Origin of the sequence: Pseudoxanthomonas koreensis, from assembly GCF_010093225.1 — a bacterium.
GTDB classification, from domain to species: Bacteria; Pseudomonadota; Gammaproteobacteria; order Xanthomonadales; family Xanthomonadaceae; genus Pseudoxanthomonas; species Pseudoxanthomonas koreensis.
In genome coordinates this window covers 63,768-89,250 of the sequence record NZ_PDWM01000005.1, presented here as the reverse complement: position 1 = coordinate 89,250, position 25,483 = coordinate 63,768, and the positions used below count along the sequence as shown (strand labels likewise).

General features: G+C 70.9%; 21 protein-coding genes. 9 read left to right on the top strand and 12 right to left on the bottom strand.

Going from position 1 to position 25,483, the window contains the following annotated elements; translation table 11 throughout:
* The first annotated feature begins 7 nt into the window (after positions 1-7).
* On the top strand, positions 8-172 hold the full coding sequence (locus CSC64_RS13865) for a LiaI-LiaF-like domain-containing protein (RefSeq protein WP_202922303.1): 165 nt from the start codon (positions 8-10) through the stop codon (positions 170-172).
* 80 nt (positions 173-252) lie between these two features.
* On the opposite strand, the gene dcd is transcribed toward CSC64_RS13865, so the two are convergent.
* Both dcd and apbC read right to left on the bottom strand, forming a co-directional pair.
* Positions 253-828 carry a dCTP deaminase gene (gene dcd / locus CSC64_RS02985; protein ID WP_162377256.1) on the bottom strand — a complete coding sequence of 192 codons (576 nt, stop codon included), beginning with the start codon at positions 826-828 and terminating at the stop codon, positions 253-255.
* A 162-nt stretch (positions 829-990) separates the two neighbouring features.
* Entirely contained in the window at positions 991-2,004 is a 1,014-nt protein-coding gene (apbC, locus tag CSC64_RS02980) for an iron-sulfur cluster carrier protein ApbC (RefSeq protein WP_238389734.1), read from the bottom strand.
* 218 nt (positions 2,005-2,222) lie between these two features.
* On the opposite strand from apbC, the gene CSC64_RS02975 reads away from it, so the two are divergent.
* Positions 2,223-5,393, top strand: coding sequence for a TonB-dependent receptor plug domain-containing protein (locus tag CSC64_RS02975; protein WP_162433834.1), 3,171 nt, complete (start codon positions 2,223-2,225; stop codon positions 5,391-5,393).
* A 117-nt stretch (positions 5,394-5,510) separates the two neighbouring features.
* Here CSC64_RS02975 and CSC64_RS02970 read toward each other — a convergent pair whose 3' ends face one another.
* Positions 5,511-7,085, bottom strand: a complete 1,575-nt coding sequence (locus tag CSC64_RS02970) for a tetratricopeptide repeat-containing sulfotransferase family protein (protein WP_162433833.1) — start codon at positions 7,083-7,085, stop codon at positions 5,511-5,513.
* Positions 7,086-7,233: 148 nt separating this feature from the next.
* Here CSC64_RS02970 and CSC64_RS02965 point away from each other — a divergent pair, with 148 nt between their 5' ends.
* The 3 genes from CSC64_RS02965 to rnfB all read left to right on the top strand — a co-directional run bounded on the left by CSC64_RS02965 (position 7,234) and on the right by rnfB (position 10,417).
* Complete coding sequence (locus CSC64_RS02965; RefSeq protein WP_238389730.1) at positions 7,234-7,686, top strand: DUF2147 domain-containing protein; 453 nt, start codon at positions 7,234-7,236, stop codon at positions 7,684-7,686.
* Positions 7,687-7,781: 95 nt separating this feature from the next.
* Positions 7,782-9,947: a methionine--tRNA ligase gene (metG, locus tag CSC64_RS02960; protein WP_162433832.1), complete on the top strand. Its 2,166-nt coding sequence runs from the start codon at positions 7,782-7,784 to the stop codon at positions 9,945-9,947.
* A gap of 38 nt (positions 9,948-9,985) precedes the next feature.
* Positions 9,986-10,417 (top strand): Rnf electron transport complex subunit RnfB, encoded by a 432-nt coding sequence (rnfB, locus tag CSC64_RS02955; RefSeq protein ID WP_162433831.1) that lies wholly within the window; start codon positions 9,986-9,988, stop codon positions 10,415-10,417.
* Positions 10,418-10,558: 141 nt separating this feature from the next.
* Here the strand turns inward: rnfB and CSC64_RS02950 are convergent, their stop codons facing one another.
* The 6 genes from CSC64_RS02950 to CSC64_RS02925 all read right to left on the bottom strand — a co-directional run bounded on the left by CSC64_RS02950 (position 10,559) and on the right by CSC64_RS02925 (position 18,137).
* Positions 10,559-11,467, bottom strand: a complete 909-nt coding sequence (locus tag CSC64_RS02950; protein ID WP_162433830.1) for a TraB/GumN family protein — start codon at positions 11,465-11,467, stop codon at positions 10,559-10,561.
* A gap of 68 nt (positions 11,468-11,535) precedes the next feature.
* On the bottom strand, positions 11,536-12,492 hold the full coding sequence (locus CSC64_RS02945) for a DUF1684 domain-containing protein (RefSeq protein WP_162433829.1): 957 nt from the start codon (positions 12,490-12,492) through the stop codon (positions 11,536-11,538).
* Positions 12,489-14,324: a DNA mismatch repair endonuclease MutL gene (gene mutL, locus CSC64_RS02940; RefSeq protein WP_162433860.1), complete on the bottom strand. Its 1,836-nt coding sequence runs from the start codon at positions 14,322-14,324 to the stop codon at positions 12,489-12,491. Before mutL ends, CSC64_RS02945 begins: the two co-directional genes overlap by 4 nt.
* A 118-nt stretch (positions 14,325-14,442) precedes the next feature.
* A complete protein-coding gene (locus CSC64_RS02935) occupies positions 14,443-16,095 on the bottom strand; it encodes an N-acetylmuramoyl-L-alanine amidase (RefSeq protein WP_162433828.1) in 1,653 nt (550 codons plus the stop codon).
* Positions 16,096-16,176: 81 nt separating this feature from the next.
* The gene (tsaE, locus tag CSC64_RS02930; protein ID WP_202922302.1) at positions 16,177-16,653 is read right to left on the bottom strand and encodes a tRNA (adenosine(37)-N6)-threonylcarbamoyltransferase complex ATPase subunit type 1 TsaE; all 477 of its coding nucleotides are present in this window, start codon (positions 16,651-16,653) and stop codon (positions 16,177-16,179) included.
* Positions 16,653-18,137, bottom strand: a complete 1,485-nt coding sequence (locus tag CSC64_RS02925) for an NAD(P)H-hydrate dehydratase (protein ID WP_162433827.1) — start codon at positions 18,135-18,137, stop codon at positions 16,653-16,655. Before CSC64_RS02925 ends, tsaE begins: the two co-directional genes overlap by 1 nt.
* Before the next feature lie 116 nt (positions 18,138-18,253).
* Here CSC64_RS02925 and queG point away from each other — a divergent pair, with 116 nt between their 5' ends.
* The 4 genes from queG to CSC64_RS02905 all read left to right on the top strand — a co-directional run bounded on the left by queG (position 18,254) and on the right by CSC64_RS02905 (position 22,956).
* Positions 18,254-19,360 carry a tRNA epoxyqueuosine(34) reductase QueG gene (gene queG / locus CSC64_RS02920; protein ID WP_162433826.1) on the top strand — a complete coding sequence of 369 codons (1,107 nt, stop codon included), beginning with the start codon at positions 18,254-18,256 and terminating at the stop codon, positions 19,358-19,360.
* A 235-nt stretch (positions 19,361-19,595) separates the two neighbouring features.
* Complete coding sequence (gene xseA, locus CSC64_RS02915) at positions 19,596-20,951, top strand: exodeoxyribonuclease VII large subunit (RefSeq protein WP_162433825.1); 1,356 nt, start codon at positions 19,596-19,598, stop codon at positions 20,949-20,951.
* Between the two features lie 276 nt (positions 20,952-21,227).
* The gene (locus tag CSC64_RS02910; protein ID WP_162433824.1) at positions 21,228-22,382 is read left to right on the top strand and encodes a glycosyltransferase family 4 protein; all 1,155 of its coding nucleotides are present in this window, start codon (positions 21,228-21,230) and stop codon (positions 22,380-22,382) included.
* On the top strand, positions 22,363-22,956 hold the full coding sequence (locus CSC64_RS02905; RefSeq protein ID WP_162433823.1) for a phosphatase PAP2 family protein: 594 nt from the start codon (positions 22,363-22,365) through the stop codon (positions 22,954-22,956). The genes CSC64_RS02910 and CSC64_RS02905 overlap by 20 nt, the downstream gene beginning before the upstream one ends.
* Positions 22,957-23,077: 121 nt before the next feature.
* On the opposite strand, the gene CSC64_RS02900 is transcribed toward CSC64_RS02905, so the two are convergent.
* The 3 genes from CSC64_RS02900 to recO all read right to left on the bottom strand — a co-directional run bounded on the left by CSC64_RS02900 (position 23,078) and on the right by recO (position 25,469).
* Positions 23,078-23,959 carry a carbon-nitrogen hydrolase family protein gene (locus CSC64_RS02900; protein ID WP_162433822.1) on the bottom strand — a complete coding sequence of 294 codons (882 nt, stop codon included), beginning with the start codon at positions 23,957-23,959 and terminating at the stop codon, positions 23,078-23,080.
* Positions 23,956-24,564, bottom strand: coding sequence for a GNAT family N-acetyltransferase (locus tag CSC64_RS02895; RefSeq protein ID WP_162433821.1), 609 nt, complete (start codon positions 24,562-24,564; stop codon positions 23,956-23,958). The genes CSC64_RS02900 and CSC64_RS02895 overlap by 4 nt, the downstream gene beginning before the upstream one ends.
* A 173-nt stretch (positions 24,565-24,737) precedes the next feature.
* Complete coding sequence (recO, locus tag CSC64_RS02890) at positions 24,738-25,469, bottom strand: DNA repair protein RecO (protein WP_162433858.1); 732 nt, start codon at positions 25,467-25,469, stop codon at positions 24,738-24,740.
* Between the last annotated feature and the right edge of the window lie 14 nt (positions 25,470-25,483).

Here is a 25,483-nt window from a genome sequence, read left to right as displayed (position 1 = left end):
GAACGCCATGGGCTCCAACGTCGTCTCCGCGCTCATCCTGATCATCCTCGGCCTGCTCCTCCTCGCCCGCAACCTGGGATGGATCGATAGCGGGCTGGGCAGCCTGTTGGCCACGTGGTGGCCGGCGATCCTGGTCGCGGTCGGCGTGGGCCTGCTGCTCAAGCGCAAGTGAAGACAAAAGGGGACGGAGGCAATTAATCCCGATTAATTGCCTCCGTCCCCTTTTGTTGGTGGGGGGCCAGGTGGCCGCGCTCAGGTGCGCGGCAGGGTGACGCCGGTCTGGCCCTGGTACTTGCCGCCGCGGTCCTTGTACGAGGTCTCGCAGACATCGTCCGCGTCGGACTGGAAGAACAGCATCTGCGCCACGCCCTCGTTGGCGTAGATCCGCGCCGGCAGCGGCGTGGTGTTGCTGAACTCCAGGGTCACGTGCCCTTCCCATTCGGGCTCCAGCGGGGTCACGTTGACGATGATCCCGCAGCGCGCGTAGGTGCTCTTGCCCAGGCACACCACCAGGGTGTCGCGCGGGATGCGGAAGAACTCCACCGTGCGCGCCAGTGCGAACGAGTTCGGCGGGATGATGCACTCGTCGGCCTCGATGTCGACGAAGCTCTTCGGGTCGAAGTGCTTGGGGTCGACGATCGTGGAGTTGATGTTGGTGAACACCTTGAACTCGCGCGAGCAGCGCACGTCGTAGCCGTAGCTGGAGGTGCCGTAGCTGACGATGCGGTTGCCGTCGGCGGCATGCTTGACCTGCCCCGGCTCGAACGGCTCGATCATCCCGTGCTGCTCGGCCATGCGCCGGATCCAGCGGTCGCTCTTGATGCTCATGCGGTGTTCCCGGGGGCGCGACGGCCCGGGAACCGCCGATTCTAGCCGAGCCCGCTTCCCTTGTAGGAGCGGGCATGGCCGCGACACGACGCCGTCGGCACAGGCGACGGCCCATATGGTCCGGACGCCCGTGTCGCGGCCATGCCCGCTCCTACAAGGGAATCAAGCCAGGCTGGAGGCGATCGGGATCGAGGCCCGCGGCCGTGCGGCCAGCTGCGCGGCCATCGCCTGCGCCGCGGCCAGGTAGGCCTGCGCCGGCGCCGAATCCGGCGCCGCGGCCACCACCGGCATGCCGGCGTCGCCCTGCTCGCGGATGCGCAGGTCCAGCGGCAGCGAGCCCAGCAGCGGCACGCCGTAGCGCGCGGCCATCGCCCGCCCCCCGCCCTCGCCGAACAGGTGCTCGGCATGGCCGCAGTTGCTGCACACGTGCACCGCCATATTCTCGACGATGCCCAGCACCGGCACGTTGACCTTCTCGAACATCTTCAGTGCCTTGCGCGCATCGAGCGTGGCGATCTCCTGCGGCGTGGTCACGATCACCGCGCCGGCCACCGGGATCTTCTGCGCCAGGGTCAGCTGGATGTCGCCGGTGCCCGGCGGCAGGTCGATCAGCAGGTAGTCCAGGTCGCCCCAGCGGGTGTCGCTGAACAGCTGGGTCAGCGCCGAGGTGGCCATTGGCCCGCGCCAGATCATCGGCGTGTCGGTGTCCACCAGCAGGCCGATCGACATCGCCTCCACCCCGAACGCGCGCATCGGCTCGATCGACTTGTCGTCCGGGCTCTCCGGGCGCCCGGACAGGCCGAGCATGGCCGGCACGCTGGGGCCGTAGACGTCCGCGTCGAGCACGCCGACCTTCGCCCCCAGCCGCTGCAGGGCCAGGGCCAGGTTCACGGCGGTGGTGGACTTGCCGACCCCGCCCTTGCCCGAGCCCACGGCGATGACATTGCGGATCCGCGGTGCCGGCGAAAGGCCGGGCTGCACCGCGTGCGCCGCGACCCGGCTGCTGACGTCAAGACCGGCCAGGGCCAGGCCGTGCGCACCGACCACCCTGGCCACGGACTCGCGCAGCCACCCATCCAGCTCCATCCCGGCAGGAAAACCAAGTTGCACGGCCACCCGGCACCCGCCCGCCACGGCCTGCACCTCCCAGCGCGCCAAGGGGGGAGCCAGCGGCATGCCCTGCGGCAGAGGCAGGCGCTGCAGTTCGGGAATCGGGTCAAAAACGGATTTCATTCGGTTGGACGGCCAGCTGACGACGGGACCATTGTGTCAAATGGATGCACGTGGAATTAATAGCGTGTTAACTTCGGGACAGGACCCCGCTGTCATGGTCCTATTCAGCTTTCGCCCTTGGGCGGGTCGCCTTAAAAAAAACAATGCCATAGGGAATCCTCATGACCAATACCCCCGTGTCACGTTGCAAACGCAACCGTTTGAGCATCGCACTGCTCTCCGCGCTGACCCTGCCCATGATGGCGCCTGCGCTGGCCCAGGAGGCCACTGGGGAAGCACCCGACACCGACACCAGGACCCTCGACAAGGTGGTCGTGACCGGTTCGCTGATTCCGCAGACCCAGTTGGAGACCTTCTCGCCGGTGATGACCATCTCCGCCGAGGACATCCGCTCGCGCGGCTTCACCTCGGTCGCCGACGTGCTGCAGCATGCCTCCGTGTCCACGGGCGGTGTCCAGGGCTCGCAGACCTCGGCATCGTTCACCCAGGGCGCCGAAACCATCGGCATGTTCGGCCTCGACCCGGGCTACACCAAGTACCTGATCGACGGTCGCCCGATGGCCAACTACCCGGCCCTCTACAACGGCAGCGACACGTTCAACAACATCAGCAACATTCCGATCGACCTGGTCGAATCCATCGAGATCCTGCCGGGCGGCCAGTCCTCGCTGTACGGCTCGGACGCGATCGCCGGCGTCATCAACATCAAGCTGAAGAAGCAGATGGACGGCGCGATGCTGAACATCCGCGGCGGCACCTACACCGAAGGCGGCGGCAACAGCCTTCGCGTGAGCATCGCCGACGGCTTCTCCGCCTTCGACGGCCGCCTCAACGGCGTGGCCGGCCTGCAGTACGAAACGCGCAGCCCGATCTGGGGCTTCCAGCGCGACCTCACCAAGCAGTTCAACCCCAACGGCACCTCGCCGCCGGTCGCCAGCCGCGACTTCTTGGTGTACGGCTACAAGGACATCGGCAACGCAGGCCTCGGTAATTTCGGCTATGTGAGCCTGCCGCCCGAGGCGGCCGACTGCGCCAACGTCGACCACCTGTTCGACGGCACCGTGGACAAGCAGGTGCGGCCCGGCGCCAGCTTCGGCGAGTACTGCGGCTCGTTCTTCACGCCCGGCTACCGCACCCTCATGAACGAGAAGGACGCGACCCAGTTCATGGGCCACGTCACCTACGACTTCAACGACAGCACCCAGTTGTACGCCGACCTGCTGTACAGCCACGAGAAGGTCGGCTACCACGTCGGCTCCAACTACACCTGGTGGGGCACCGGCGTGAAGTGGGGCTACTTCTACGATCCGGACGTCGACGGACTGATCAACCTGCAGCGCGCCTTCGCTCCGGAGGACATGGGTCGGGAGGGCTTCCGCAATTCGATGGCCTTCGACGTCAGCGATGCCTACCAGACCGCACTGGGCGTGAAGGGCTACTTCGGCGAGTCCGACTGGAGCTACGACTTCGGCGGCACCTACACCCGCTACGAGCTGGAAGAGCGCGGCTTCGTCCGCTGGGCCGACGCGATCAACGACTTCTTCCAGAACAGGGTGCTGGGTCCGCAACAGGGCTGGGACCCGTACTTCGGCAACTACCCGGTGTTCACGCCAGACTACGCTGCGTTCTACCAGCCGATCACGCAGCAGGACTTCCAGAGCTTCACCGGCTACGCGACCAGCAATTCCGAGACCTCGGACACCATGCTCCGCGCCCAGGTGACCAACTCCACGCTGTTCTCGCTGCCGGGCGGCGACGCCGGCCTCGCGGTCGCGCTGGAATGGGGTCAGCAGACGTGGGACTACACCCCGGACCCGCGCTACTTCGACGGTTCCATCTGGGGCACCACATCGGTGGCCGGCGGTGGCGAACGCGACCGTTATGCCGCGACGGCCGAGCTGCGCATGCCGGTGCTCGACACGCTGACCATCACCGGTTCGGGTCGCCAGGACTTCCAGAGCTTCACCGGCTACGCGACCAGCAATTCCGAGACCTCGGACACCATGCTCCGCGCCCAGGTGACCAACTCCACGCTGTTCTCGCTGCCGGGCGGCGACGCCGGCCTCGCGGTCGCGCTGGAATGGGGTCAGCAGACGTGGGACTACACCCCGGACCCGCGCTACTTCGACGGTTCCATCTGGGGCACCACATCGGTGGCCGGCGGTGGCGAACGCGACCGTTATGCCGCGACGGCCGAGCTGCGCATGCCGGTGCTCGACACGCTGACCATCACCGGTTCGGGTCGCTACGACTCGTTCAGCCCGGAGGGCGGCGACACGCTCGACAAGTCGACTTACAGCATCGGCATGGAGTTCCGTCCGATCGAGTCCCTGATGTTCCGCGGCAAGTACGGCACCGCGTTCCGCGCGCCGACACTGTCCGACCAGTTCCAGGGCGTCAGCGGCTTCTACACCTTCGTCACCGACTACTACCTGTGCAGCCAGGCCGGCTACGATCCGCAGGATCCGGCCCAGATCGACCAGTGCCCGTCGCAGCTCTCGAGCAGGCAGGTGTTCGGCACCCAGTCCGGCAACGTCAACCTCGAGCCGATCAACGCGGACGTGTGGAACGTCGGCCTGGTGTGGGCCCCGACGAACTCGTTGTCGTTCACGGCCGACTACTACAGCTGGGACATCGACAACGAGGTCACCCAGCAGAGCGCCAACGGCCTGATGTACCAGGAGTACCGCTGCCGCGCCGGCATCGACGACATCAACTCGCCGACCTGCGTGCAGGCGCTGTCGCAGGTCACCCGCCAGGCCAGCAACAACTTCGTGTCCGAGATCTACACCCCGAAGATCAACGTCTCCGAGCGGCAGATGGAGGCGGTGACGGGCACCTTCAACTACGTACTGGATACGGCCAGCTGGGGCACGTTCGCCTTCGACGGCAACTACACGCGGATCCTGAAGCACGACCGCACTATCTACGAAGGCGACCCGACCAACGACTACCTCGACGATCCGTACTACAGCACCGATCCGCAGGATCGCGCGACCCTGTCTGGTACCTGGCGGAAGAACGACTGGTCGACCACGCTGTACATGAACTGGATGGGCGAGACGCCGAACTACCGCGCCTCGATCAGCAGCACGGGCTTCGACGCTCCGGGTGCCGGGAAGCTGGATGCTTTCACGACCTTCAACGCCAGCCTGACCTACCAGGCTCTCGACAACCTGGAACTGTCGGCGCTGGTCACCAACCTGACCAACGAGATGCCTCCCGAGGACGACAGCTATCCGGGCACGACCGGTGCGCCGTACAACAGCTTCAACTACAGCGTGTACGGCCGTGCGGTCTATTTCGAAGTGCGTTACATGTTCGGCCAGTAACTGCAAGGGCCCGCGAACCGGCCCGAGCAACTCCAGGGGCCCCGCTTCGGCGGGGCCCCTTTCTTTCGTCCCCGGTCGAATCGACCGGCACTGCCGTGCGGAACCGGCCGGACGCGCTCAATCGACCGCGATGCCGCCTTCACGCAACAGCGACAACAGTTCGGCGAGCTGCGCCTCGTAGCGCTTCCAGCGCAGCATCGATGTCCGGTAGAGCGGCGAACGTACCTGCGCCAGGCTGGCGGTGGCGACGGGTGCCGCGTTCCGCTCGAAGGCCAGGCATGCGTCGTCCCAGGGCAGGCCGCAGAAGGCCAACAGGCGGCGCGTGCATGATTCCTGATCGTCGACGATCTCCTCGTAGCCGATTTCCAGGATCCGGTTGGGCAGCACCTGGCGCCAGTGCGCCATCAGCCGCTCGAACTGCAGGTAATAGCGCCCGCTGTCGAGCAGGTCGAATGAATAATCATATTGCTGCGAGCCCTGCGAGAACAGCTGACGGAAGTTGCTCAGGACCGTATCGACGGGGTCGCGGCGCAGGCAGACGATGCGCGCGTTCGGCAGCGCGCGGGCGATATGACCGGCATAGAGGAAATTGTGGGGCAGCTTGTCGATGAAGCGCGGCGACTGCCCGGTCCCGGGCCGCGTGCTTTCGACATAGGCCCGCCCCAGGTCCGCCGGCGCGATGGAAGCCGCGCCCCGCAGGGTATCCGCGTCCAGCAGGGCCGGCGTCCGGCTGCCGGACATCCGCTTCAGCAAGAACCCGAAGTTCGGCAGCTCACCGGCCGAGTGGACGTGCAGATGACTGCTGAGGATCCGTTCGACGAGCGTGGTCCCCGACCGCGGCATGCCGATCACGAAGATCGGCTCCGCGCTGTCGTGGCCGTGCGAGACGTCGATCACGTCGGGGAATGCGCCGATGATCGCGTCGAACATCGCGCGATCGCGCTCGAAGTCGTAGCTACGCCCTTCCCCACCCGCCTGCTTGCCAAGGCGGAGGTGCTCGAACGACTCCGGTTCGCGACCCAGGTCCTCCAGTTCCTTGGCCAACGCCAGGTGCAGGTACATGCGCCCGTTGCGATCGCCGCGCGCCTGTTCCAGAAGCTGCGACAGGCGCTCGACGTGGTTCGACTGCCCGTTCTGTCGACGCAGTTGGGCCAGCGCCAGGTGCGCCTTCCAGTACCGTGGATCCCGCGCGAGACAGGCTTCGTGCTCGCGTTCGGCCCCATCCATGTCGCCGAGGATGCTCAGCGATGTCCCCAGGTTGAAGCGATAGCTGGCTATCTCCGGCCGCAGGGCCACCACGTCCCGGAAGGCCCTGGCCGCTTCTTCGTGGGCATTGACCAGGGTGAACACGACGCCCAAGGTGTCCAGCGTCATCGGATCCTTCGGATCCTGGGCCAGCGCGCGCCGGGCGACTTCCAGCGCTTCGCGCGCCATCGCCGCCGAGGACAGCGCCCGCGCCCATTGCGCCGCGTAGTCCGGGCGCGACGGATTCAGGCGCACCGCCGTCTCCAGGTGGCCGAGCGCACGAGGCATCGCGCCCATCTGCAAGGCGGCCACGCCGGCGACGAAATGCACCCCCGCGTGCCCCGCGGCGACGGAAAGCAGCGAATCTGCCAATGCCAGCGCCTGCTGCCAGCGCCCCTGGTTGAGGGCATCGACGGCCTGGGCATAGATACGGGAAGGATCAGTCATCGGCTTATTATGGAACGGGCGACCGGCGATGCTGAAACGCATGAACTCCGCCCATCGTCGTGCGGCGGCACTGCTTCCGTACGCCTGCGGATGCCGGTATAAAGACGGACACCCCGCCGCTTCGACCCGAAAGTCCGGAGAGACCGCAATGCGCGACTGCCTACGCCACACCATGCTTTGCTCGTTGCTCGCCCTGCCGCTGGCGCTGACCTCGCCCCAGGCCAGCGCGGCCGACTCGGTCGTCGGCCGCTGGAAGACCATCGACAGCGACACCGGCAAGCCCAAGTCCATCGTCGAGATCACCCAGGCGCCCAACGGCGTCATCAGCGGCCACATCGTCGAGCTGCTGAATCCGAGCAAGCCCAACCCGCTCTGCGACAAGTGCAAGGACGACCGCAAGGGCAAGCCGATCACCGGCATGGAGATCATCCGCGGGATGAAGGCTGACGGCGGTGGCGAGTATTCCGGCGGCACCATCCTCAAGCCGGACGAGGGCAAGGTCTACAAGTCGAAGATGGAGCTGGTCGAGGGCGGCAAGAAGCTGGAGGTGTCCGGCTGCATCGCCTTCCTCTGCAAGTCGCAGACCTGGTTGCGGCAGTAACCGCCCCACGCCCGCCGTACCCCGCGACCCGGCCCTGGCCGGGTCGCTGCTTTTGGCCCATGCGATAATCCCCGCCCCCCAGCCGCACGCCGCCCATGTCCCGCTCCGCGCTCGTCACCAACGCCCTGCCCTACGCCAACGGCCCGCTGCACCTGGGCCACCTGGTCGGCTACATCCAGGCCGACATCTGGGTGCGGGCGCGGCGCATGCGCGGCGACACCGTGCACTACGTCTGCGCCGACGACACCCACGGCACCCCGATCATGCTTGCCGCGGAGAAGGCCAGGGTCTCCCCGGAGGCCTTCATCGCCGCGACCCAGGCCAGCCACGAACGCGACTTCCAGGACTTCGGCGTCGACTTCGACTGGTACCACTCGACCCATTCGGACGAGAACCGCGCCCTCACCGAACGCTTCTACGCGGCGCTGGACGCGCGCGGCAGCATCGAGCGCCGCTCGATCGAGCAGCTCTACGACCCGGCCAGGGCGATGTTCCTGCCCGACCGCTACGTCAAGGGCACCTGCCCCAAGTGCAAGTCGCCGGACCAGTACGGCGACAACTGCGAGGTCTGCGGCGCAACCTACGGCCCGACCGACCTGATCGACCCGCGCTCGGCGGTGTCCGGGGCGACGCCCGAGCTGCGTGCTTCCGAGCATTTCTTCTTCAAGCTCGGCCAGTATTCGGACGTGCTGCGCCAGTGGCTGGCCGGCGACGTGGCCCTGCCGGGAGTCAAGGCCAAGCTGGCGGAGTGGATCGACGGCGAAGGCGGCCTGCGCGACTGGGACATTTCCCGCGACGCGCCCTACTTCGGCTTCGAGATCCCCGGACACCCGGGCAAGTATTTCTACGTCTGGCTGGACGCGCCGATCGGCTACTTCTCCAGCCTGCTGGCGCTGGCCCGCAGCGGCGAAAAGGCCGGTTTCGACGAAGCCGCGATGGAGGCCCTGCTCAAGCCGGGCGACCACGCCGAGCTGCACCACTTCATCGGCAAGGACATCGTCAACTTCCACGGCCTGTTCTGGCCGGCGGTGCTGGAAGGCAACGGCCTGCGCAAGCCCGACCGCCTGCACGTCAACGGCTACCTGACCGTGGACGGCGCCAAGATGTCCAAGTCGCGCGGCACCTTCATCATGGCCCGCACCTACCTGGACGTGGGCCTGGAACCGGATGCGCTGCGCTACTACTTCGCCTGCAAGTCCTCCGGCGGCGTGGACGACCTGGACCTGAACCTGTCCGACTTCGTCGCCCGGGTGAACAGCGACCTGGTCGGCAAGTTCGTCAACATCGCCAGCCGCTGCGCGAAGCTGCTGGAGACGCATTTCGGCAACGTGCTGTGGACGCCGCCGGCGCTCGCCGCCGATGCCGAAGCCCTGGGCGACGCCTGGCGCGAGCGGGTCGCGCTGCTGGGCAGCGTCGCTGCACACACGCACGAACTGGCCGCGGCGCTGTACGCCGAGGACAACTTCGCCGCGGTCGCACGCAACGCCATGGCCGCCGCCGACCAGGTCAACGAATACATCGCCCGCACCGCGCCGTGGGCGCTGGCCAAGGACCCGGCGCGGCGCGAGGAACTGCACATCGTGCTAAGTACCGCGCTGCAGGCCTTCGCCGACATCGCCGGCGTGCTCAAGCCGATCGTGCCGGCCACGGTGGCCAGGGCCGAGGCCTGGCTGGGCGTGGCGCTGCAGTTGGACCGCCGCATCGACCTCGACGGCCGCACCCTGCCCGCGGGCTACTCGCCACTGTTCACCCGCATCGACCCCAAGCTCATCGACGCCATGACCGAAGCCTCCAAGGACACCCTCGCCGCCGCGCCGGCCGCCACGAAGCCGGCCGAAGCCAAGAAGGCCGACGCCGGTACGCCGGCCGGGGACAAGGCGGCACCCACGACGGGCACCGCGACCGCACAGGCCACCGCCGCGGCCTCGCCGCACATCGGCATCGAGGACTTCTCGAAGCTGGACCTGCGCATCGGCAAGGTGCTCGAGTGCGGCTTCGTTGACGGCTCCGACAAGCTGCTGCGCTTCCTGCTCGACGCCGGTGAACTCGGCCAGCGCCAGATCTTCTCCGGCATCCGCGCCAGCTACGGCGAACCGGAGAAGCTGCTCGGCCGCAGCGTCGTCTTCATCGCCAACCTCGCCCCGCGCAAGATGCGCTTCGGCGTGAGCGAAGGGATGATCCTCTCCGCCGGTTTCGACGGCGGCGCGCTGGCGCTCTTGGACGCCGACAGCAGCGCGCAGCCGGGCATGCCGGTCCGTTGACGGCTGGCGATAATGGCGGGCCGCGCGCACCTGCCACCATGCCCGACACACTCTCCGCCGACCTGGTCGAACGCCTCGACCGCCTGCTGCCGCAGACCCAGTGCGGCCAGTGCGGTTATGCCGGCTGCCGCCCTTACGCCGAGGCGATGGCGCGCGGCGAGGCCAAGACTGACCACTGCCCGCCGGGCGGCGACGAGGGCGCACTGGCGCTGGCGCGGCTGCTGCAGGTGGCGCCGCTGCCCTACGACCGCAGCCGCGGCAGCCACAAGCCGGCGCTGGTCGCCGTGGTGGTGGAGGCCGACTGCATCGGCTGCACCAAATGCATCCAGGCCTGCCCGGTGGACGCCATCGTCGGCGCCAGCAAGCTGATGCACGTGGTCATCGACCCGCTGTGCACCGGCTGCGAACTGTGCGTCCCCGCCTGCCCGGTGGACTGCATCGTGATGGAGCCCGCGCCGACGCACCTGTAGGAGCCCACTTCAGGGGGCGACCCGATCCCGCTGGAAGACACCGCGTTCAACGCGACGCCTCCGGACCGGGCGCGTTGAACGCGGCTGCATCCTGGCGCATCCGGGTCGCCCCCTGAAGTGGGCTCCTACAGGAGGCGCGGGTCAGGGGGTGCAGGCGGAGCAGATGCGCTCGACGCGGTAGCCCTTCTTGCGCAGCTGCTCGACCACGCCGTCCTCGCCGAGCAGGTGCAGGGCGCCGACCACGACCAGGGTGTCGTCGTCCTTGTCCGCCAGCCGCGCCTCGAGCCTGGGCAGCCAGGCCTTGTTGCGCTCGACGTTGATGCGCCGGTACAGCGCCGGGTACTCGCGCTTCATCTCCGCGGCCATCCCGTCGCGCAGCCGGGCGACGTCGCCGGCACGCCAGGCCGCGTGCAGCTCGCGCGTCTTCGACGGGCCTTCGCGCGCCTCTTCCAGCGCTTCGGCCAGCATCTGCCGCTGCTCGTCCAGGCTCATCCCGGCGAGCACGCCGATCTGTTCGCTGGCCCGCTCCAGCCCGGCCGCGGGCTTGCCGGCGCGGCCGGCGGCGTCCATGAAGTGCCGGTCCAGGCCCAGCGCCGGGTCCAGCCCCTGCTTGCCCATTTCGAGCAGGCCGACGGTGAGGCCGACGAACCAGGGCTCCACCGTCGCCAGCTGCGCCAGCGGCAGGCCATTGCGGGTGGCATACGCATCCAGCTCGGTCCACAGCGCCGGACCGAGGTCCTGCTGCAGGCTGCCGGGGCGGGTACGCTGCGCGGCCTGCATCATCTGCGCCAGCAGCGCCGGCGAATTGGCCTCCTCCGGCGCCAGTTCGAACATCAGCGCCTCGGCATCGGCGAAGGCGGCCTCGACGTCCTTCGACAGCGGATAGTCGTCCTTGCCCAGCAGGTGGAACGAGCCGAGCAGGTAGACCGAATTGTCCGCGTCGGAGACCTTCCACAGCAGCGGCACCGGCGGCGCGGCGTGCGCGGCCGCAGACACCACGGCGGCAATGGCGAGCAGCGCGGCGGCAAGCAGGGGGAACGGACGCGACATCGGGATTTTCCTTCGGAGTGGAATCCCGGGGGCGAGCCCCGGGCGTGCGCGGACCGACTGCGCCGGCTTCAGTGCTTCACCGGCGAAACGTAGTTCTTCTCGCCGGCATCCACCGCCAGGTCGATGCGGTTCTCCGGCGGCGGCAACGGGCAGGTCGCGAACAGGGTGAACGCGCACGGCGGGTTGTAGGCCTGGTTGAAGTCGAGCACGACCTTGCCGTCCTCGCCCGGCCACGACGCTTCGAGGAAGCGGCCGGCCGGGTAGCTGCCGTGGCCGCTGGTGCGGTCGGCGAAGACGAAGAACAGGTCGCGGCCCGGTTCGCCCAGCGCTTCCAGGCGGAAGCTGCGGCCGTCCTTCTCGAACTCGACCACGCCGGAGTTGGGCGAATCGCTCTGGGTGCCGACGATGTCGCCGATCGGCAGGGTCTTGCCGGCCGGATGGGCGATGAAGCGCCCGGTGACCCGCCACGCCGGATCGGTCGGCCAGTACTGCACGCCGGCGAACTGCAACCGGGTCGGCGCATCGGCATGCTTGACCCGCAGCGCGCTGCGGTCGCCGCGGCGCAGCAGGGTGAGCTGGCCCTTGCCCTCGTCGAAACCGATCACGCTCGGCTCCGGATCCTGGTCGCTGTGCAGTGCCACCCGGCCCTTCAGCGGCTCGCCGTTGTAGCTGAGCGCGACCCCGCTTTCCGGAGTGAGCCACCAGTGACCGGCCGCGTCGCGCGAGATCATGCCCATCTTCTCCGGGCCGAAGGCAAAGCGCACGCCATTGCCGATGCGCTCGCCGCTGCCCACGTAATGCGCCTTGAGCTCCAGCCAGTGCAGCCCGACCAGGCTGGTCCAGCCGTCGGCGCGCAGCAGGTCTTCCACGCGCCGCACGCGCCAGGCCTGCTGTTCGGCCACGAACGCCGGGTCGACCCTGGCCTTGCCCGCGTCCTGCGCATCGCTGCCGTCCTTGCCGCAGCCGGCCAGCAACGACGCCACGCCCAGCAGCGCCATCCCCATGGCGACGCCGGCGAATCTCATCTTCCCCGCAGGAACCATCGATCGATCTCCCCCAGACTGAAACGCGCCCAGGTCGGGCGCCCGTGGTTGCATTGCCCCGAACGTTCGGTGGCTTCCATGTCGCGCAGCAGCGCGTTCATTTCCGGCAGCGTCAGCCGCCGGTTCGCGCGCACCGCGCCGTGGCAGGCCATGGTCGACAGCAGCTCGTCGCGCGCGGCGGCGACGCGGCGGCTGGCGCCGTGCTCGCGCAGGTCGGCCAGCACGTCGCGCAGCAGGCCTTCGGGTTCGGCGTGCGCCAGCAGCGCCGGCACGCTGCGCACGGCCAGCGTCTGCGGGCCGCTGCGGGTCACGTCGAAGCCGAGTTCGGCCAGGGTCTGCGCTTCCTGCTCGGCAACGTCGGCGTCACGCTCGCCCACCGCCAGCGCCAGCGGCACCAGCAGCGGCTGCGCGCGCAGGCCGATGCCGTCGTGGGCGTTCTTCAACTTCTCGTAGCCGATGCGTTCGTGGGCGGCGTGCATGTCCACCACCACCAGGCCTTCGGCGTTCTCGGCCAGCACGTAGATGCCGTGCAGCTGGGCGATGGCGAAACCCAGCGGCGGCACGTCGCCGTCACTGGCGGGCAGCGGGACGTCCTGGCGCGGCAGCGCGCCGAAGGCCGGTGCGGTACCAGCCTGGCCGGCGGACATCGCCTGCGGTTGCGCATACAGCGCGGCGTAGGCACCGGCAGCCTCGTCCATGCGCAGGCCCAGCGACTGCGGGCGCGGCGTCCATGCCGGCATCGCGCCCGCGCCGGAGCCTGCCTGCGGCGGCGCCATCGCGCCCATGCCGGCGTGCGTGCCTGCCGCAGCCACGTCGGTGCCGGCACGGGTATGCGCCAGCGCTTCCTGCAGGGTGCGGTAGACGAAATCGTGGACCAGGCGCGAATCGCGGAAGCGCACCTCGTGCTTGGCCGGGTGCACGTTGACGTCGACCCGCGCCGGGTCGATTTCCAGGAACAGCACGTAGGCTGGCTGGCGGCCGTGGAACAGCACGTCCTGGTAGGCCAGCTTCACCCCGTGGGCGATGTTGCGGTCGCGCACCGCGCGGCCGTTGACGTACAGGTACTGCTGGTCGGCGCTGGCGCGCGAATAGTGCGGCTGCGCGATCCAGCCATGCAGGCGCAGGCCGGCGCCGGCGTGGTCCACGCGCAGCGCGTTGCGCGCGAACTCCTCGCCCAGGGTTTCGCCCAGGCGCAGGCCGGCCTCGCTGTCGCCGGGCCGGTAACGGCGCGAGGGCTTGCCGTTGTGGCTCACCCGAAGCTCCACGTCCGGACGCGCCAGGGCCAGCGAACGCAGCCATTCCTCGATGTGGCCCAGCTCGGTGCGTTCGGCGCGCAGGAACTTACGCCGCGCCGGTACGTTGAAGAACAGGTCGCGCACTTCCACCGTGGTGCCGGGCGCGTGCGCCTTCGGCGCGACCTCGCCGACCCGGCCGCCATCGACCTGCAGCGCCGCGCCGTGCTCGTCGCCGGGCCGGCGCGAGGACAGCTGGAAACGGCTGACCGAGGCGATCGAAGGCAGCGCCTCGCCGCGGAAGCCCAGCGTGGCCACCGCTTCCAGGTCGTCGAGCGAGGCGATCTTGCTGGTCGCATGCCGCGACACCGCCAGCGGCAGCTCCTCCGGCGCGATGCCGCCGCCATCGTCGCGGATCCGGATCAGGCGGATGCCGCCCTCTTCCAGGTCGATGTCGACCCGGCGCGCGCCGGCGTCCAGCGCGTTCTCGACCAGTTCCTTGACCACGGAAGCCGGGCGTTCCACGACTTCGCCCGCGGCGATCTGGTTGATCAGGGTGTCCGGAAGCGGTCGGATCGGCACGGCGTCTCGGCGGCGGGCGCCGGCATGGAAGACAGTGGCCATGATAGCCGCGGGGACGCGTGAAAGGGGCCGCTGCCGGGGGTTCCGCCGGCGCGCGAACGCGCCGGCGACGCCAGGATCAGGGCGTGCCGCCGGCGCCGCCGGCCATGGCCACGGTCTCGGCCTCGGCGCGCGCGGCGAACAGCGTGCCCGGCGGCGGCTGCCGGGTGAAGTAGGTGTTGATCCCATCGACCACCGCGCCGGCGACCTTGCGCTGGTAGGCCGGGTCGACCAGGCGCTTCTCTTCCTCGGCGTTGGAGATGAAGGCCGTCTCCACCAGCATCGCCGGCATGTCCGAGGTGCGCAGCACGGCGAAGTTGGCGCGCTCGATGTTCGGCTTGTGGTTGTTGCCGACGCGCTTGAGCCCGCCGAGCACGTGGTTGGCCGCATCCTCGGAAGCGCGCATGTGCCCGCTCTGGGCCAGGTCCAGCAGCACGCCGGCGAGGATGTTCTCGGTCTGCTGCAGGCGCACGCCGCCGACCAGGTCCGCGGCGTTCTCCTTGTCGGCCAGCCAGCGCGCGCGCTGCGAGGACGCGCCCTTGGTCGAAAGCACGTACACCGAGGAGCCGCGCGCGCTGCGGTTCTCGGCCGCGTCGGCGTGCAGCGAGACGAAGATGTCGGCCTTGGCCGCGCGCGCGCGCTGGGCGCGCATCGGCAGCGGGATGAACACGTCCGAGTCGCGGACCAGGAACGCCTTCAGGCCGGGAATGGCGTTGACCTGCCGGGCCAGCTCGCGGGCCATGGCCAGGGTCACGTCCTTCTCGCGCTTGCCGGTGGGGCCGATCGCGCCCGGGTCCTGGCCGCCGTGGCCGGCATCGATGGCCACGACCAGGGTGCGCGTGCCGGCGGTGGAGAACGCCGGACGCACCGGAGCCGGGGTCGGCACCACCGCGGGGGCAGGCGGCGCGGTGGCGGTCGCCACGGCGCCGGGCGGAGTCGCGATCGACGACTGCACGCCCTGCGCGATGCCCGTGGCCGGGCCCGGCGTGCTGGTGGCCACCACGGCGGCGGCCGGGTTGCGGCCTTCGAGGATTTCCCGCGGCGAAACGGAGGCCGGCGATGCCGCTGCGCCCGTGCCCTGCGCCGCCGCCTGCGCGGTCCGGGCGGTGAGCAGGGCGGTGGCGCGTGCCGCTTCGGCGCGCGGATCCAGCGCGGGCGTGGCCGGTGGCGAACCAGGCGCGACGGCAAGGGACGCGGGCGGAGACGGAACAGGCGCAGCCACTGCCGGCGACGGGGTTGCCGCCGCATGGGTCGCAGCTTGCGTCGTCGCAGGCGCGGCACCGTTCGCGCCCGGCAGCGAACCCGTCGCGGCCACCGCCGCGACCGGACCGTCGCCCGGCCATTCGATCAGCAGGCGCGCACCGTCACGCGACGGCTGCACGCGCAACGGCAGCGCCGCCACCGGGGCAGCCAGTTCGAAGACGATGCGCAGCGTGCCGGGCACCGGCTGGCCGGTGCGCACCGCCGCGACCACGCCGGCGGGCGCCGGCAGCTTCAGGCCGCGTGCGGCATGCGAGTCGGGCAGGTCCAACACCAGGCGGTGCGGCTCGGCCAGGAACAGGGTCCGGTACTCGCCGGCGCCGGACAGGCGGACTTCGGCACGGGTGCCGGTGGCGCCCTGTTCCAGGCTGACCGACCCCACCTCGCCGGCCCAGGCGCTGCCGGCGAACGCAAGCGCGGCGAGCACGAAGCCCACCCCCCATCGATCGAACCGGGCAATCCCTTGGCGCATGGCCGGGATTCAAGCACCATGCCCCGGGGAATGCAAGAACTTTTCCTTTAATAATCCGCGGCCTGGGAGACCTTCCTAGGGTCACTCGGGAGAAAGGCCCCGCAAACGGACACTGTCGGCCAGGGCGGCCAGCCAGGCGGCACCGGCCGGGGTGCCCGCCTCCAGTCCGGCCAGGCGCCCGCTGCCGTCCTGGGCCAGCGCGACCCGCAGGTCGGCCGCGGGAAGCGACTTGGCGCCACGTTCGGGCCATTCCACCAGCCACAGGGTCGCCTCGTCGCCGTCCAGGCCGAGGAAATCCAGCTCGCCGGCGTCGCCGATCCGGTACAGGTCCAGATGCCAGGCTTCGCCGCCGGGCACCGGATAGCGTTCGACCAGGGTGTAGGTCGGGCTGCGGACCGGCCCCTGCACGCCGAGCTCGCGCAGCAGCGCGCGGGCGAGCGTGGACTTGCCGGCGCCCAGATCGCCCTGCAGGTGCACCACCGCGGGCTGCGGCCGCGTGGATGCGAGCGCGCGGCCGAGCGCTTCGGTGGCCTCGCTGTCGGGCAGTGCGATGCGCATCAGTCGGATTCCGGGTTGGCAAGTCGGCGCAGCCACGGCAGCAGGTCCGACGGCAGCATGCCGCGCTGGCCGTCGCGCGCGGCGGCGTCGCCGGCCAGCGAATGCAGCAGCGCGCCGGCGCAGGCGGCATCGAACGCTTCCAGGCCCTGCGCGCGCATCGCCGCGATGGTGCCGGTGAGCAGGTCGCCCATGCCGCCGGTGGCCATGCCGGGATTGCCCGCGGCGAGCACGCAGGAGATGCGCCCGGGTGCGGCCACGATCGTGCCGGCGCCCTTCAGCACGACGGCGCAGCGGTAGCGGTCGGCCAGCGCCGCGGCGGCGGCGAGGCGGTCGTGCTGGATGGCGGCGGTATCGCAGCCGAGCAGGCGCGCGGCTTCGCCCGGATGCGGGGGGAGGATGGCTTCGGCGGGCCTGCCGGGTGTGGAGGCGAGCAGGTTCAATGCGTCGGCGTCGAGCCCCAGTGGCTTGCCGGCAGCGAGCGCGCGGCGGTACAGCCGTTCGCCCCACGCGGCGCGTCCAAGCCCCGGACCGCAGGCAATGACGCTCGCTGCGTCCAGCAGCGGCGCCAGCGCGGCTTCGTCCTCGAGCGCATGCACCATCGCTTCGGGGCGGCGCGCCAGCAGTGCCGGCCCGTGCACGGCGCGCGTGGCCACGCTCACCAGGCCGGCGCCGGCACGCAGCGCGGCTTCGGCGCAGAGCACGATCGCGCCACCGCCGCCGTGGTCGCCGCCGATGCAGAGCGCGCGCCCCGAGGCGCCCTTGTGCGTGTCGCGCCGGCGCGGCGGCAGCCAGCGCCGCAGCGCCGGCGCCACGAGCAGCTGCGCCCTTGGCGGCGCCTCGCCGGCGTAGGCCGCCGCATCCACGTCCAGCGTGTCCAGCAGCCGTTCGCCGCCATGGTCGAGCGCGGCGCCGGTACGCAGGCCCGCGTGCGCGACGATGAACTGCAGCGTGCATTGCGCGTGCACTGCCGCGCCCGGCGCACTGCCGCGGTCGGCATCGATGCCGCTGGGCACGTCGAGCGCGAACACCGGTGCCGATGCGCGGTCGAGTGCCTGGATGAGCACGGCCAGGTCCGCGCGCGGCGCCTGCTCCAGGCCGATCCCGCACAGCGCATCGACCAGCACGTCCGCATCGTCCAGCGCGCAGGGGAACAGGTCGACATGCCCGCCGGCGGCCAGGTACGCGGTGCAGGCCCGCTGCGCCAGCTCCGTGCGCGGACCGCCATCGGCCGGATGCACTACCCGCACCCGGCGCCCGGACTGCAGCGCCAGCCGCGCCAGCACGTAGCCGTCGCCGCCGTTGTTACCGCCACCGCAGGCGACCACGATCCGCTGCGCCTGCGGCCAGCGCTGCAGCAGCACCCGCCAGGCGGCCTGCCCGGCGCGCTGCATCAGCACGTAGCCATCGCCACCCAGCGCCGCGGTGGCGAGCCGGTCGACGCTGCGCGCAGCGGCGGAATCGTGGAGGGCGAAGGTGGCGGGCACATGGCGATTCTAGCGTTCGCGGTCGCGGGAAAGCGGCAGGGCGCATTCGCCGGTCTCCACGTCCGTCCGCGCCCGTCGGCCGGGGCGGCAAGGGCGCCCCTGCCTATAATTCCGCCATGTCCGATGTCCCGCCCACCGTCGCCTCCCACGGCTGCGCCAATCCCGCGGCGGTGGCGCGGCGCGTGCGCGAACTGGCGCGCGAATCCGGCTTCCAGCGCTGCGGCATCTCCGGGGTGGAACTGGGCGAGGACGAGGACCACCTGCGCGACTGGCTGGCGCGGGGCCTGTACGGGACCATGGAATGGATGGCGCGCCATGGCGACAAGCGCAGCCGGCCGCGCGAGCTGGTTCCCGGCACGCTGCGGGTGATCTCGGTCGGCCTGGACTACGGCCGCGACGATGGCGGCGAAGCCTGGCGCACGCTCGCCGACCGCGAACGCGCCTACGTGGCGCGCTATGCGCTGGGCCGCGACTACCACAAGCTGATGCGCAACCGCCTGCAGAAGCTGGCCGAGCGCGTGCAGGAAGAGATCGGCCCGTTCGGCCACCGGGTGTTCGTCGATTCGGCGCCGGTGCTGGAGCGGGCGCTGGCGCGCAACGCCGGGCTGGGCTGGATCGGCAAGCACACCTGCCTGATCGACCGCGACGGCGGCTCGTGGTTCTTCCTCGGCGAGATCTACGTCGACCTGCCGCTGCCGGTGGACCCGCCGGCCAGTGCGCACTGCGGCACCTGCGTGCGCTGCATCGAGGTCTGCCCGACGCAGGCGATCGTCGCGCCCTACCGGCTGGACGCGCGGCGTTGCATTTCCTACCTGACCATCGAGCACGAGGGCGCGATCCCGGAGGAACTGCGCCCGGCGATCGGCAACCGGATCTTCGGTTGCGACGACTGCCAGCTGGTGTGCCCATGGAACAAGTTCGCGCAGCGCACCGACGAACCTGATTTCCGCGCACGCAACGACCTGGATACCGCGACGCTGCCGCAGCTGTTCGCCTGGGACGAGGACGAGTTCCTGCGCCGCACCGAGGGCAGCCCGATCCGCCGCAGCGGCCACGAACGCTGGCTGCGCAACATCGCCGTGGCGCTGGGCAACGCGCCGTCCTCGCCCGCGGTCCTGACTGCACTGGCATCTCGCCGCGACCATCCCTCGCCGGTGGTGCGCGAACACGTGGCCTGGGCGCTGGCGCAACACGACTCGCGCCTTTCCTGCGCTCGCGGTTGAGAAAAGCAGCACCCCGGCGAGCAGCTTTTCTGTAGGAGCCCACTTCAGGGGGCGGCCCGACGGCGCCGGAAACCACGACGCGATACCACGCCCCCTCCCCGGAGCGGCCGCGTTGAACACGCCCACGTTCCGACCTCGCCAGGTCGCCCCCTGAAGTGGGCTCCTACAGGAAGCGGGGCCGGCGAACGCACCCTTCCCTGCCGCGCTATCCTGTCCCGCCGCCTGCCGCGCCACGATGCCAGAGCAGAATCCCGTCCTGACCCCGAGCCAGCTCAACACCCTGGCGCGCGACCTGCTGGAAAGCGCATTCCCGCTGGTCTGGGTCGAAGGCGAGCTGGGCAACATCACCCGCCCCGGCTCCGGGCACCTGTACTTCACCCTGAAGGACGCGCGCGCCCAGGTGCGCTGCGCCATGTTCAAGCCCAAGAGCCAGTGGCTGAAGTTCGTCCCGCGCGAAGGCCTGAAGGTGCTCGGCCGCGGGCGCCTGACCCTGTACGAAGCCCGCGGCGACTATCAGCTCGTCTTCGACCACCTCGAGGAAGCCGGCGAAGGCGCCCTGCGCCGCGCGTTCGAAGCGCTCAAGGCCAGGCTCGAAGCCGAAGGCCTGTTCGATCCGGGCCGCAAGCGCGCGCTGCCGGCCTACGTGCGCCGGCTGGCGGTGATCACCTCGCCCAACGGCGCGGCCGTGCGCGACGTGCTCAGCGTGCTGGCGCGGCGGTTGCCTCTGCTCGACGTGGACGTGCTGCCCAGCCTGGTCCAGGGCGAAACCGCCGCCGCGCAGATCGCCGACCTGCTGCGCCGCGCCGGCGCCAGCGGTCGCTACGACGCAGTGCTGCTGGCCCGTGGCGGCGGCTCGCTGGAAGACCTGTGGGCGTTCAACGACGAGCGCCTGGTGCGCGCGATCGCCGCCTCGCCGGTGCCGGTGGTGTCCGCGGTGGGGCACGAGACCGACTTCACCCTGGCCGATTTCGTCGCCGACGTGCGCGCGCCGACGCCGTCGGTGGCCGCCGAACTGCTGGTGCCCGACCGCCGCGACCTGCAGGCGCGGCTGCGCACGCTGCAGGCGCGCGCCGGATCGCTGCAGCGCCAGCGCCTGGTCCAGGCGATGCAGCGCGCCGACCGCGCCGCGCTGCGGCTGCAGGCGCAATCGCCGCAGGCACGGCTGCGGCTGCTGCGGCAACGCCAGGACGCGCTGCTGCGCCGGCTGCAGGGGCAATGGCGCGAACGCCTGCAGCAGCGGCAGGCGCAGCTGCGCCATGCCGCGGCGGTGCTGCGCGCGCACCACCCGGCGCGGCGGCTGCAGCAGTTGCAGGCGCGCTTGCAGCGGGTGCAGGCGCGCCCGCAGGTGGCGATCACGCGCGTACTGCAGCGCGACCGGCTGCAGCTGCGCGCGCTGGCACGCTCGCTGGAGGCGTGCAGCCCGCTGGCCACGGTGGCGCGCGGATATTCGATCCTCAGCCGCGCCGATGACGGCAGGCTGGTGCAGTCGACCGCGCAGGCCGCGCCCGGGGACCGCCTGCAGGCGCGCGTGCGCGATGGCGTGCTGTCGCTCACCGTCGACGCGGTGTCCCCTAGCGAAAAGCCGTTGTAGGAGCCCACTTCAGGGGGCGACCCGACGCCGCCAGGACACGCCGCGTTCAACGCGCAGCCTCCGGAGTGGGCGCGTTGAACGCCGCTGCGGTCCAACGCCGCGGGGTCGCCCCCTGAAGTGGGCTCCTACAGGGGGCGGAGCGGTGGCGGAAGGGGGGCCGAGCGGAGGTGTAAGCGGGGCGGAGCGAAGGAGCGTGCGACGTCATCGCGCGGTCACGGCGTGGTCATCGCGCTTGCACCGGCGCGGCGCAGGATGGGCAAAACCCGGAGCCTGCGCATGCGCTACGCCCTCGTCACCGAAACCTGGCCGCCGGAGGTCAACGGTGTCGCCCTCACCGTGCAGGGCCTGGCCCGCGGCCTGTCTGCACGCGGCCATGCGGTCGAGGTGGTGCGTCCGCGGCAGGCGGCCGATGACGCGGGCGACACCGCCGAAGATGCGATCGCGACCCTGCTCATGCGCGGCGCCGGCCTGCCCCGCTACCCGGGCCTGCGCTTCGGCCTGCCGGCGGCCGGCCAGCTGCTGAAGCACTGGCGCCAGGCGCCGCCCGACGCGGTCTACATCGCCACCGAAGGCCCGCTGGGCTGGTCGGCGCTGCGCGCCGCGGCGAAGCTCGGGGTTCCGGTCGCCTCCGGCTTCCACACCCGCTTCGACCACTACATGCACGACTACGGCATGCCGTGGCTGGAAGGGACGGCGCTGGCCTGGATGCGGCGTTTCCACAACCGCGCCGACGCCACCCTGGTGCCGACCCGCGAACTGCAGGAACTGCTGCAGGCGCGCGGCTTCCGGCGGGTGGTGCGGCTGGCACGCGCGGTGGATACGGTGCAGCTGTCGCCGTCGCTGCGCGATCCGTCGCTGCGCGCGGGCTGGGGCGTGGACGCCAATGCCATGGTCGCGATCCATGTCGGCCGCATCGCGCCGGAGAAGAACCTGGACCTGGCCGTGCGCGCCTTCCGCGCGCTCCAGGCACGGCGCCCGGACGCACGCTTCGTCTGGGTCGGCGACGGCCCATCCCGTGGAGAGCTCGCGCGCGACAACCCCGACTTCGTGTTCTGCGGCGTGCAGCGCGGCGAGCAACTGGCGCGGCATTTCGCGAGCGGCGACCTGTTCCTGTTCCCGAGCCGCAGCGAGACCTTCGGCAACGTGACCCTGGAGGCGATGGCCAGCGGCCTGGCCACGGTCGCCTTCGATTCCGGCGCCGCGCGCGAGCACCTGCGCAACGGCGAGCACGGCGCGCGGGTCGCCGACGACGCGGGCTTCATCGCGGCCGCCGTGCGCCTTGCAGGCGACGACGCGATGCTGCGCGCGGCGGGCGCCGCCGCGCGCGCCGCAGTGATCCGCTTGCGCCCGGAACAGGTGGCCGCCGATTTCGATGCCCTGCTGGCGGGACTGGCCCGCCGTGGAGAACGCGATGCAGCCCTCGCCGCCTGACCGGTTCCTGGCCACGCCATCGATCCCCCGGCCGCGGCGCACGCGCCGCGCCGCGCGCCTGCGCGCCCGCGACCGCGGCTGGTGCGTGCGCGCCAACCGCTGGGCCACGCGCGAGCGGGTGCGGCGCTACTTCGCCGCGATCAGCCGCCTCGGCGATGGCGTGTTCTGGTATGCGCTGATGGGCATGCTGGTGCTGCTCGACGGCATGCGGGGACTGGCCGCCTCGGCGCACATGGCCGCCACCGGCGTGGTCGCGCTGCTGCTGTACAAACGGCTGAAGCACTGGACGAAGCGGCCGCGACCGTTCGCCGCCGACGGCCGCATCCGGGCCTGGGTTGCGCCGCTGGACGAGTTCAGCTTCCCGTCGGGGCATACGCTGCACGCGGTGTCGTTCACCATCGTGGCGCTGGCCTGGTATCCGTGGCTGGCTTTGCTGCTGGTGCCGTTCACCGCCTCGGTGGCGGTGTCGCGGGTGGTGCTGGGCCTGCACTATCCCAGCGACGTGCTCGCCGCCACCGGCATCGGCGCCCTGCTCGCCTCCATCTCCCTCGCCCTCGCAACCGTGCTGTTGTAGGAGCCCACTTCAGGGGGCGACCCGGCACTGGCCGCAGCCGCGTTCAACGCGGACGCTCCGGAAGCGACGCGTTGAACGCAGCGCTTTCCAACGGAATCGGGTCGCCCCCTGAAGTGGGCTCCTACAGGGGTTCCAGGCGGGCGCGGGTGATGGCGGGGGCGTGCTGCGCCGGCCAGTCGCGGTCGTTGGCCACCTGGGCGCGGCCGCGGGTGCCTTCCAGCAGCGCGAAGTCCAGTTCGGCCACCGCCCAGACTTCGCCGTCGCGGGTGCGGGCGAGGATGCCGTCGGCGGGGAAGCCGGCGTCCATCGGCGCGTAGAGCGTGGCCTCGCCAGTGTTCTCGTCCAGCGCCGGGCTCCACGGCGCCTGCCCCGCGGTGACCGCCTGGGCGACGAAGATGCGGTTCTCCAGTGCGCGCGCCAGGCAACCGACCTGGACCCGGGTGGCACCGGCGGCGGTATCGGTGCAGCTGGGCACCAGCAGCAGGCGCGCGCCGGCCTCGTACTGCGCGCGCACCGGCAGCGGGAATTCGCTGTCGTAGCAGACCGCGATGCCGGTACGCACGCCTTCGATCTCCACCACCTTCAGCGCATCGCCGGGGGCGATCACGCCGGTGGCCTTCTCGAAGCCGGTGAGCTGCAGCTTGTCCTGCCAGAAATGGCCGCCACCGGGTGCGAACAGGTCGCTGCGGTTGCGATGGCGGTCGGCACCATCGGCCAGCAGGAAACTGCCGGCGAGCACGAACATGCCGGTCTCGCGCGCCAGGTCGGCGAACAGCTGCAGCCACGCCGCACGCAACGGCTGGATCGCGGCCAGCGAGGCATGCAGGTCGCCCTGCACCGCCGGCGGGAACATCGCCGCCAGTTCCAGCGACAGGTACTCCGGCAGCACTGCCAGGCGCGCGCCGCGGGCGGCGGCCTCGCCGAGCAGGGCGCGTTGCCGGGCCGCGAACTCCGCGAAATCCGCCGGCCTTCCGACCGGGTACCTGCATGCTGCCACCTTCATGCCCCGCCCTCCTGCCAGTCGCGCAGCCAGAAGGTCAGCGCGTGCCCGACCTCGCCGCGGCCCGCCTCGTTCCAGTCCAGCTGCATCGCCATGCCCGGCTGACGCGTGTAGCCACGTCCGCGCCAGAACGCGTCGTTGTCGCGGTGGCCGGATGGCCTGCGTGGATCGTCGCCGTCGCGGTCGACCGCGCAGAACGCGGTCCAGCGGAAGCGGCCGAGCGCGCGCGCATGCGCCTCGCGCCGGTCGAAGAAGGCATGGCCCACGCCCAGCCCGCGATACTGCGGCAGCAGCACCGACTCGCCGAAGTAGAACACCTGCGCCACCGGCAGGCCCGCGTTGCGGAACGGCGCGGAGAAGGCCGGCTGGTCGTCGGCCAGCGGCAGGCCGGTGGAGGCGCCGACGACCTGGTCGCCGTCCAGCGCCAGCACGAACACGCTGTCGGGCGAGCGTGCATAGGCGGACAGGTAGTCGCGTTCGTAGCCGGCATCGCCTTCGTAGAGGTACGGCCAGGCGCGGAACACGGCGATGCGCAGGCGTGCGACGTCGTCGAGCCAGGGCGCGATGTCGCGGCCGCGGAACTGGCGGATCTCGGGCGTGGCGGGCATGGGCGCATTGTATCCGGCGCCTTCCGGCGCCACGTGACCCCCTGTAGGAGCCCACTTCAGGGGGCGACCAAGACATCACGTTCAACGCGTCGCTTCCGGATGAGCCGCGTTGAACGAAGCTGCGGCCAGCGCAATCGGGTCGCCCCCTGAAGTGGGCTCCTACAAGAAGCAGGTCAGCGGGGGGTGGAGAGGCGCGACAGGGACGCGGCCATTTCCCACGACTTCAGCCCGCGCGGACCGAGATGGTGCGCCAGCACCGCGCGCAGCGGCAGGCGCAGGCTGGCCAGGTCGGCCGCGTCGGGACGCGCGTCGGCGGCCAGCGCGAGCAGTGCGCGCCCGGTGGCCGCGGCACCGCGCTCGGCCTGGCCGCGGTCGCTCAGCAGCCGGCGCGGGCCGTGTTCGGGATCGAGCAGGTAGCGCGCGGCCGGATCGAGCGGCGTGCCGTCGCCGTCGCAGTGCAGTTCGAAGCCCACGCCCAGCGCGTCGAGCAGGTCGCGCTCGAAGCGCCGCAGCGTCCACGCCAGCGCCTCGCCGCCGCGCAACCGCTCGCGAGTGCGCGCATAGGCCGCGTCGAGTTCGGGCAGCGGGTCCTGGCGCGGCGCCAGGCGCAGCACCAGTTCGTTGAGGTAGAACGCGGCCAGCAGCGCCTCGCCGGCCAGCTGCGGCGCCGCGTCCAGCGCCTCGGCCGCACGCAGCTGCGCCAGCTCGCCGGCCAGTACCGCGTCGAAGCGGATGTGCTGCAGCGGCTGCAGCGCCGCGCGCAGCACCTGCCGCTTCGGCGACTGCACCCCGCGCGCGACCAGGCCGATGCGGCCATGGCCGGCGCTCAGCACCTCCACCAGCAGGCTGGTCTCGCGCCAGGGCCGCGCGTGCAGGACGAAACCGGTCTCGCCTTCGATGCGCATGGGTTGGCCCACGC

Bases quoted from the DNA above. Each gene is read 5' to 3' on its own strand.
- CSC64_RS13865 (WP_202922303.1), top strand. From the start codon at position 8: ATGGGCTCCAACGTCGTCTCCGCGCTCATCCTGATCATCCTCGGCCTG.
- dcd (WP_162377256.1), bottom strand. From the start codon at position 828: ATGAGCATCAAGAGCGACCGCTGGATCCGGCGCATGGCCGAGCAGCAC.
- apbC (WP_238389734.1), bottom strand. From the start codon at position 2,004: ATGCCGCTGGCTCCCCCCTTGGCGCGCTGGGAGGTGCAGGCCGTGGCG.
- CSC64_RS02975 (WP_162433834.1), top strand. From the start codon at position 2,223: ATGACCAATACCCCCGTGTCACGTTGCAAACGCAACCGTTTGAGCATC.
- CSC64_RS02970 (WP_162433833.1), bottom strand. From the start codon at position 7,085: ATGACTGATCCTTCCCGTATCTATGCCCAGGCCGTCGATGCCCTCAAC.
- CSC64_RS02965 (WP_238389730.1), top strand. From the start codon at position 7,234: ATGCGCGACTGCCTACGCCACACCATGCTTTGCTCGTTGCTCGCCCTG.
- metG (WP_162433832.1), top strand. From the start codon at position 7,782: ATGTCCCGCTCCGCGCTCGTCACCAACGCCCTGCCCTACGCCAACGGC.
- rnfB (WP_162433831.1), top strand. From the start codon at position 9,986: ATGCCCGACACACTCTCCGCCGACCTGGTCGAACGCCTCGACCGCCTG.
- CSC64_RS02950 (WP_162433830.1), bottom strand. From the start codon at position 11,467: ATGTCGCGTCCGTTCCCCCTGCTTGCCGCCGCGCTGCTCGCCATTGCC.
- CSC64_RS02945 (WP_162433829.1), bottom strand. From the start codon at position 12,492: ATGAGATTCGCCGGCGTCGCCATGGGGATGGCGCTGCTGGGCGTGGCG.
- CSC64_RS02935 (WP_162433828.1), bottom strand. From the start codon at position 16,095: ATGCGCCAAGGGATTGCCCGGTTCGATCGATGGGGGGTGGGCTTCGTG.
- tsaE (WP_202922302.1), bottom strand. From the start codon at position 16,653: ATGCGCATCGCACTGCCCGACAGCGAGGCCACCGAAGCGCTCGGCCGC.
- queG (WP_162433826.1), top strand. From the start codon at position 18,254: ATGTCCGATGTCCCGCCCACCGTCGCCTCCCACGGCTGCGCCAATCCC.
- xseA (WP_162433825.1), top strand. From the start codon at position 19,596: ATGCCAGAGCAGAATCCCGTCCTGACCCCGAGCCAGCTCAACACCCTG.
- CSC64_RS02910 (WP_162433824.1), top strand. From the start codon at position 21,228: ATGCGCTACGCCCTCGTCACCGAAACCTGGCCGCCGGAGGTCAACGGT.
- CSC64_RS02905 (WP_162433823.1), top strand. From the start codon at position 22,363: ATGCAGCCCTCGCCGCCTGACCGGTTCCTGGCCACGCCATCGATCCCC.
- CSC64_RS02900 (WP_162433822.1), bottom strand. From the start codon at position 23,959: ATGAAGGTGGCAGCATGCAGGTACCCGGTCGGAAGGCCGGCGGATTTC.
- CSC64_RS02895 (WP_162433821.1), bottom strand. From the start codon at position 24,564: ATGCCCGCCACGCCCGAGATCCGCCAGTTCCGCGGCCGCGACATCGCG.
- recO (WP_162433858.1), bottom strand. From the start codon at position 25,469: ATGCGCATCGAAGGCGAGACCGGTTTCGTCCTGCACGCGCGGCCCTGG.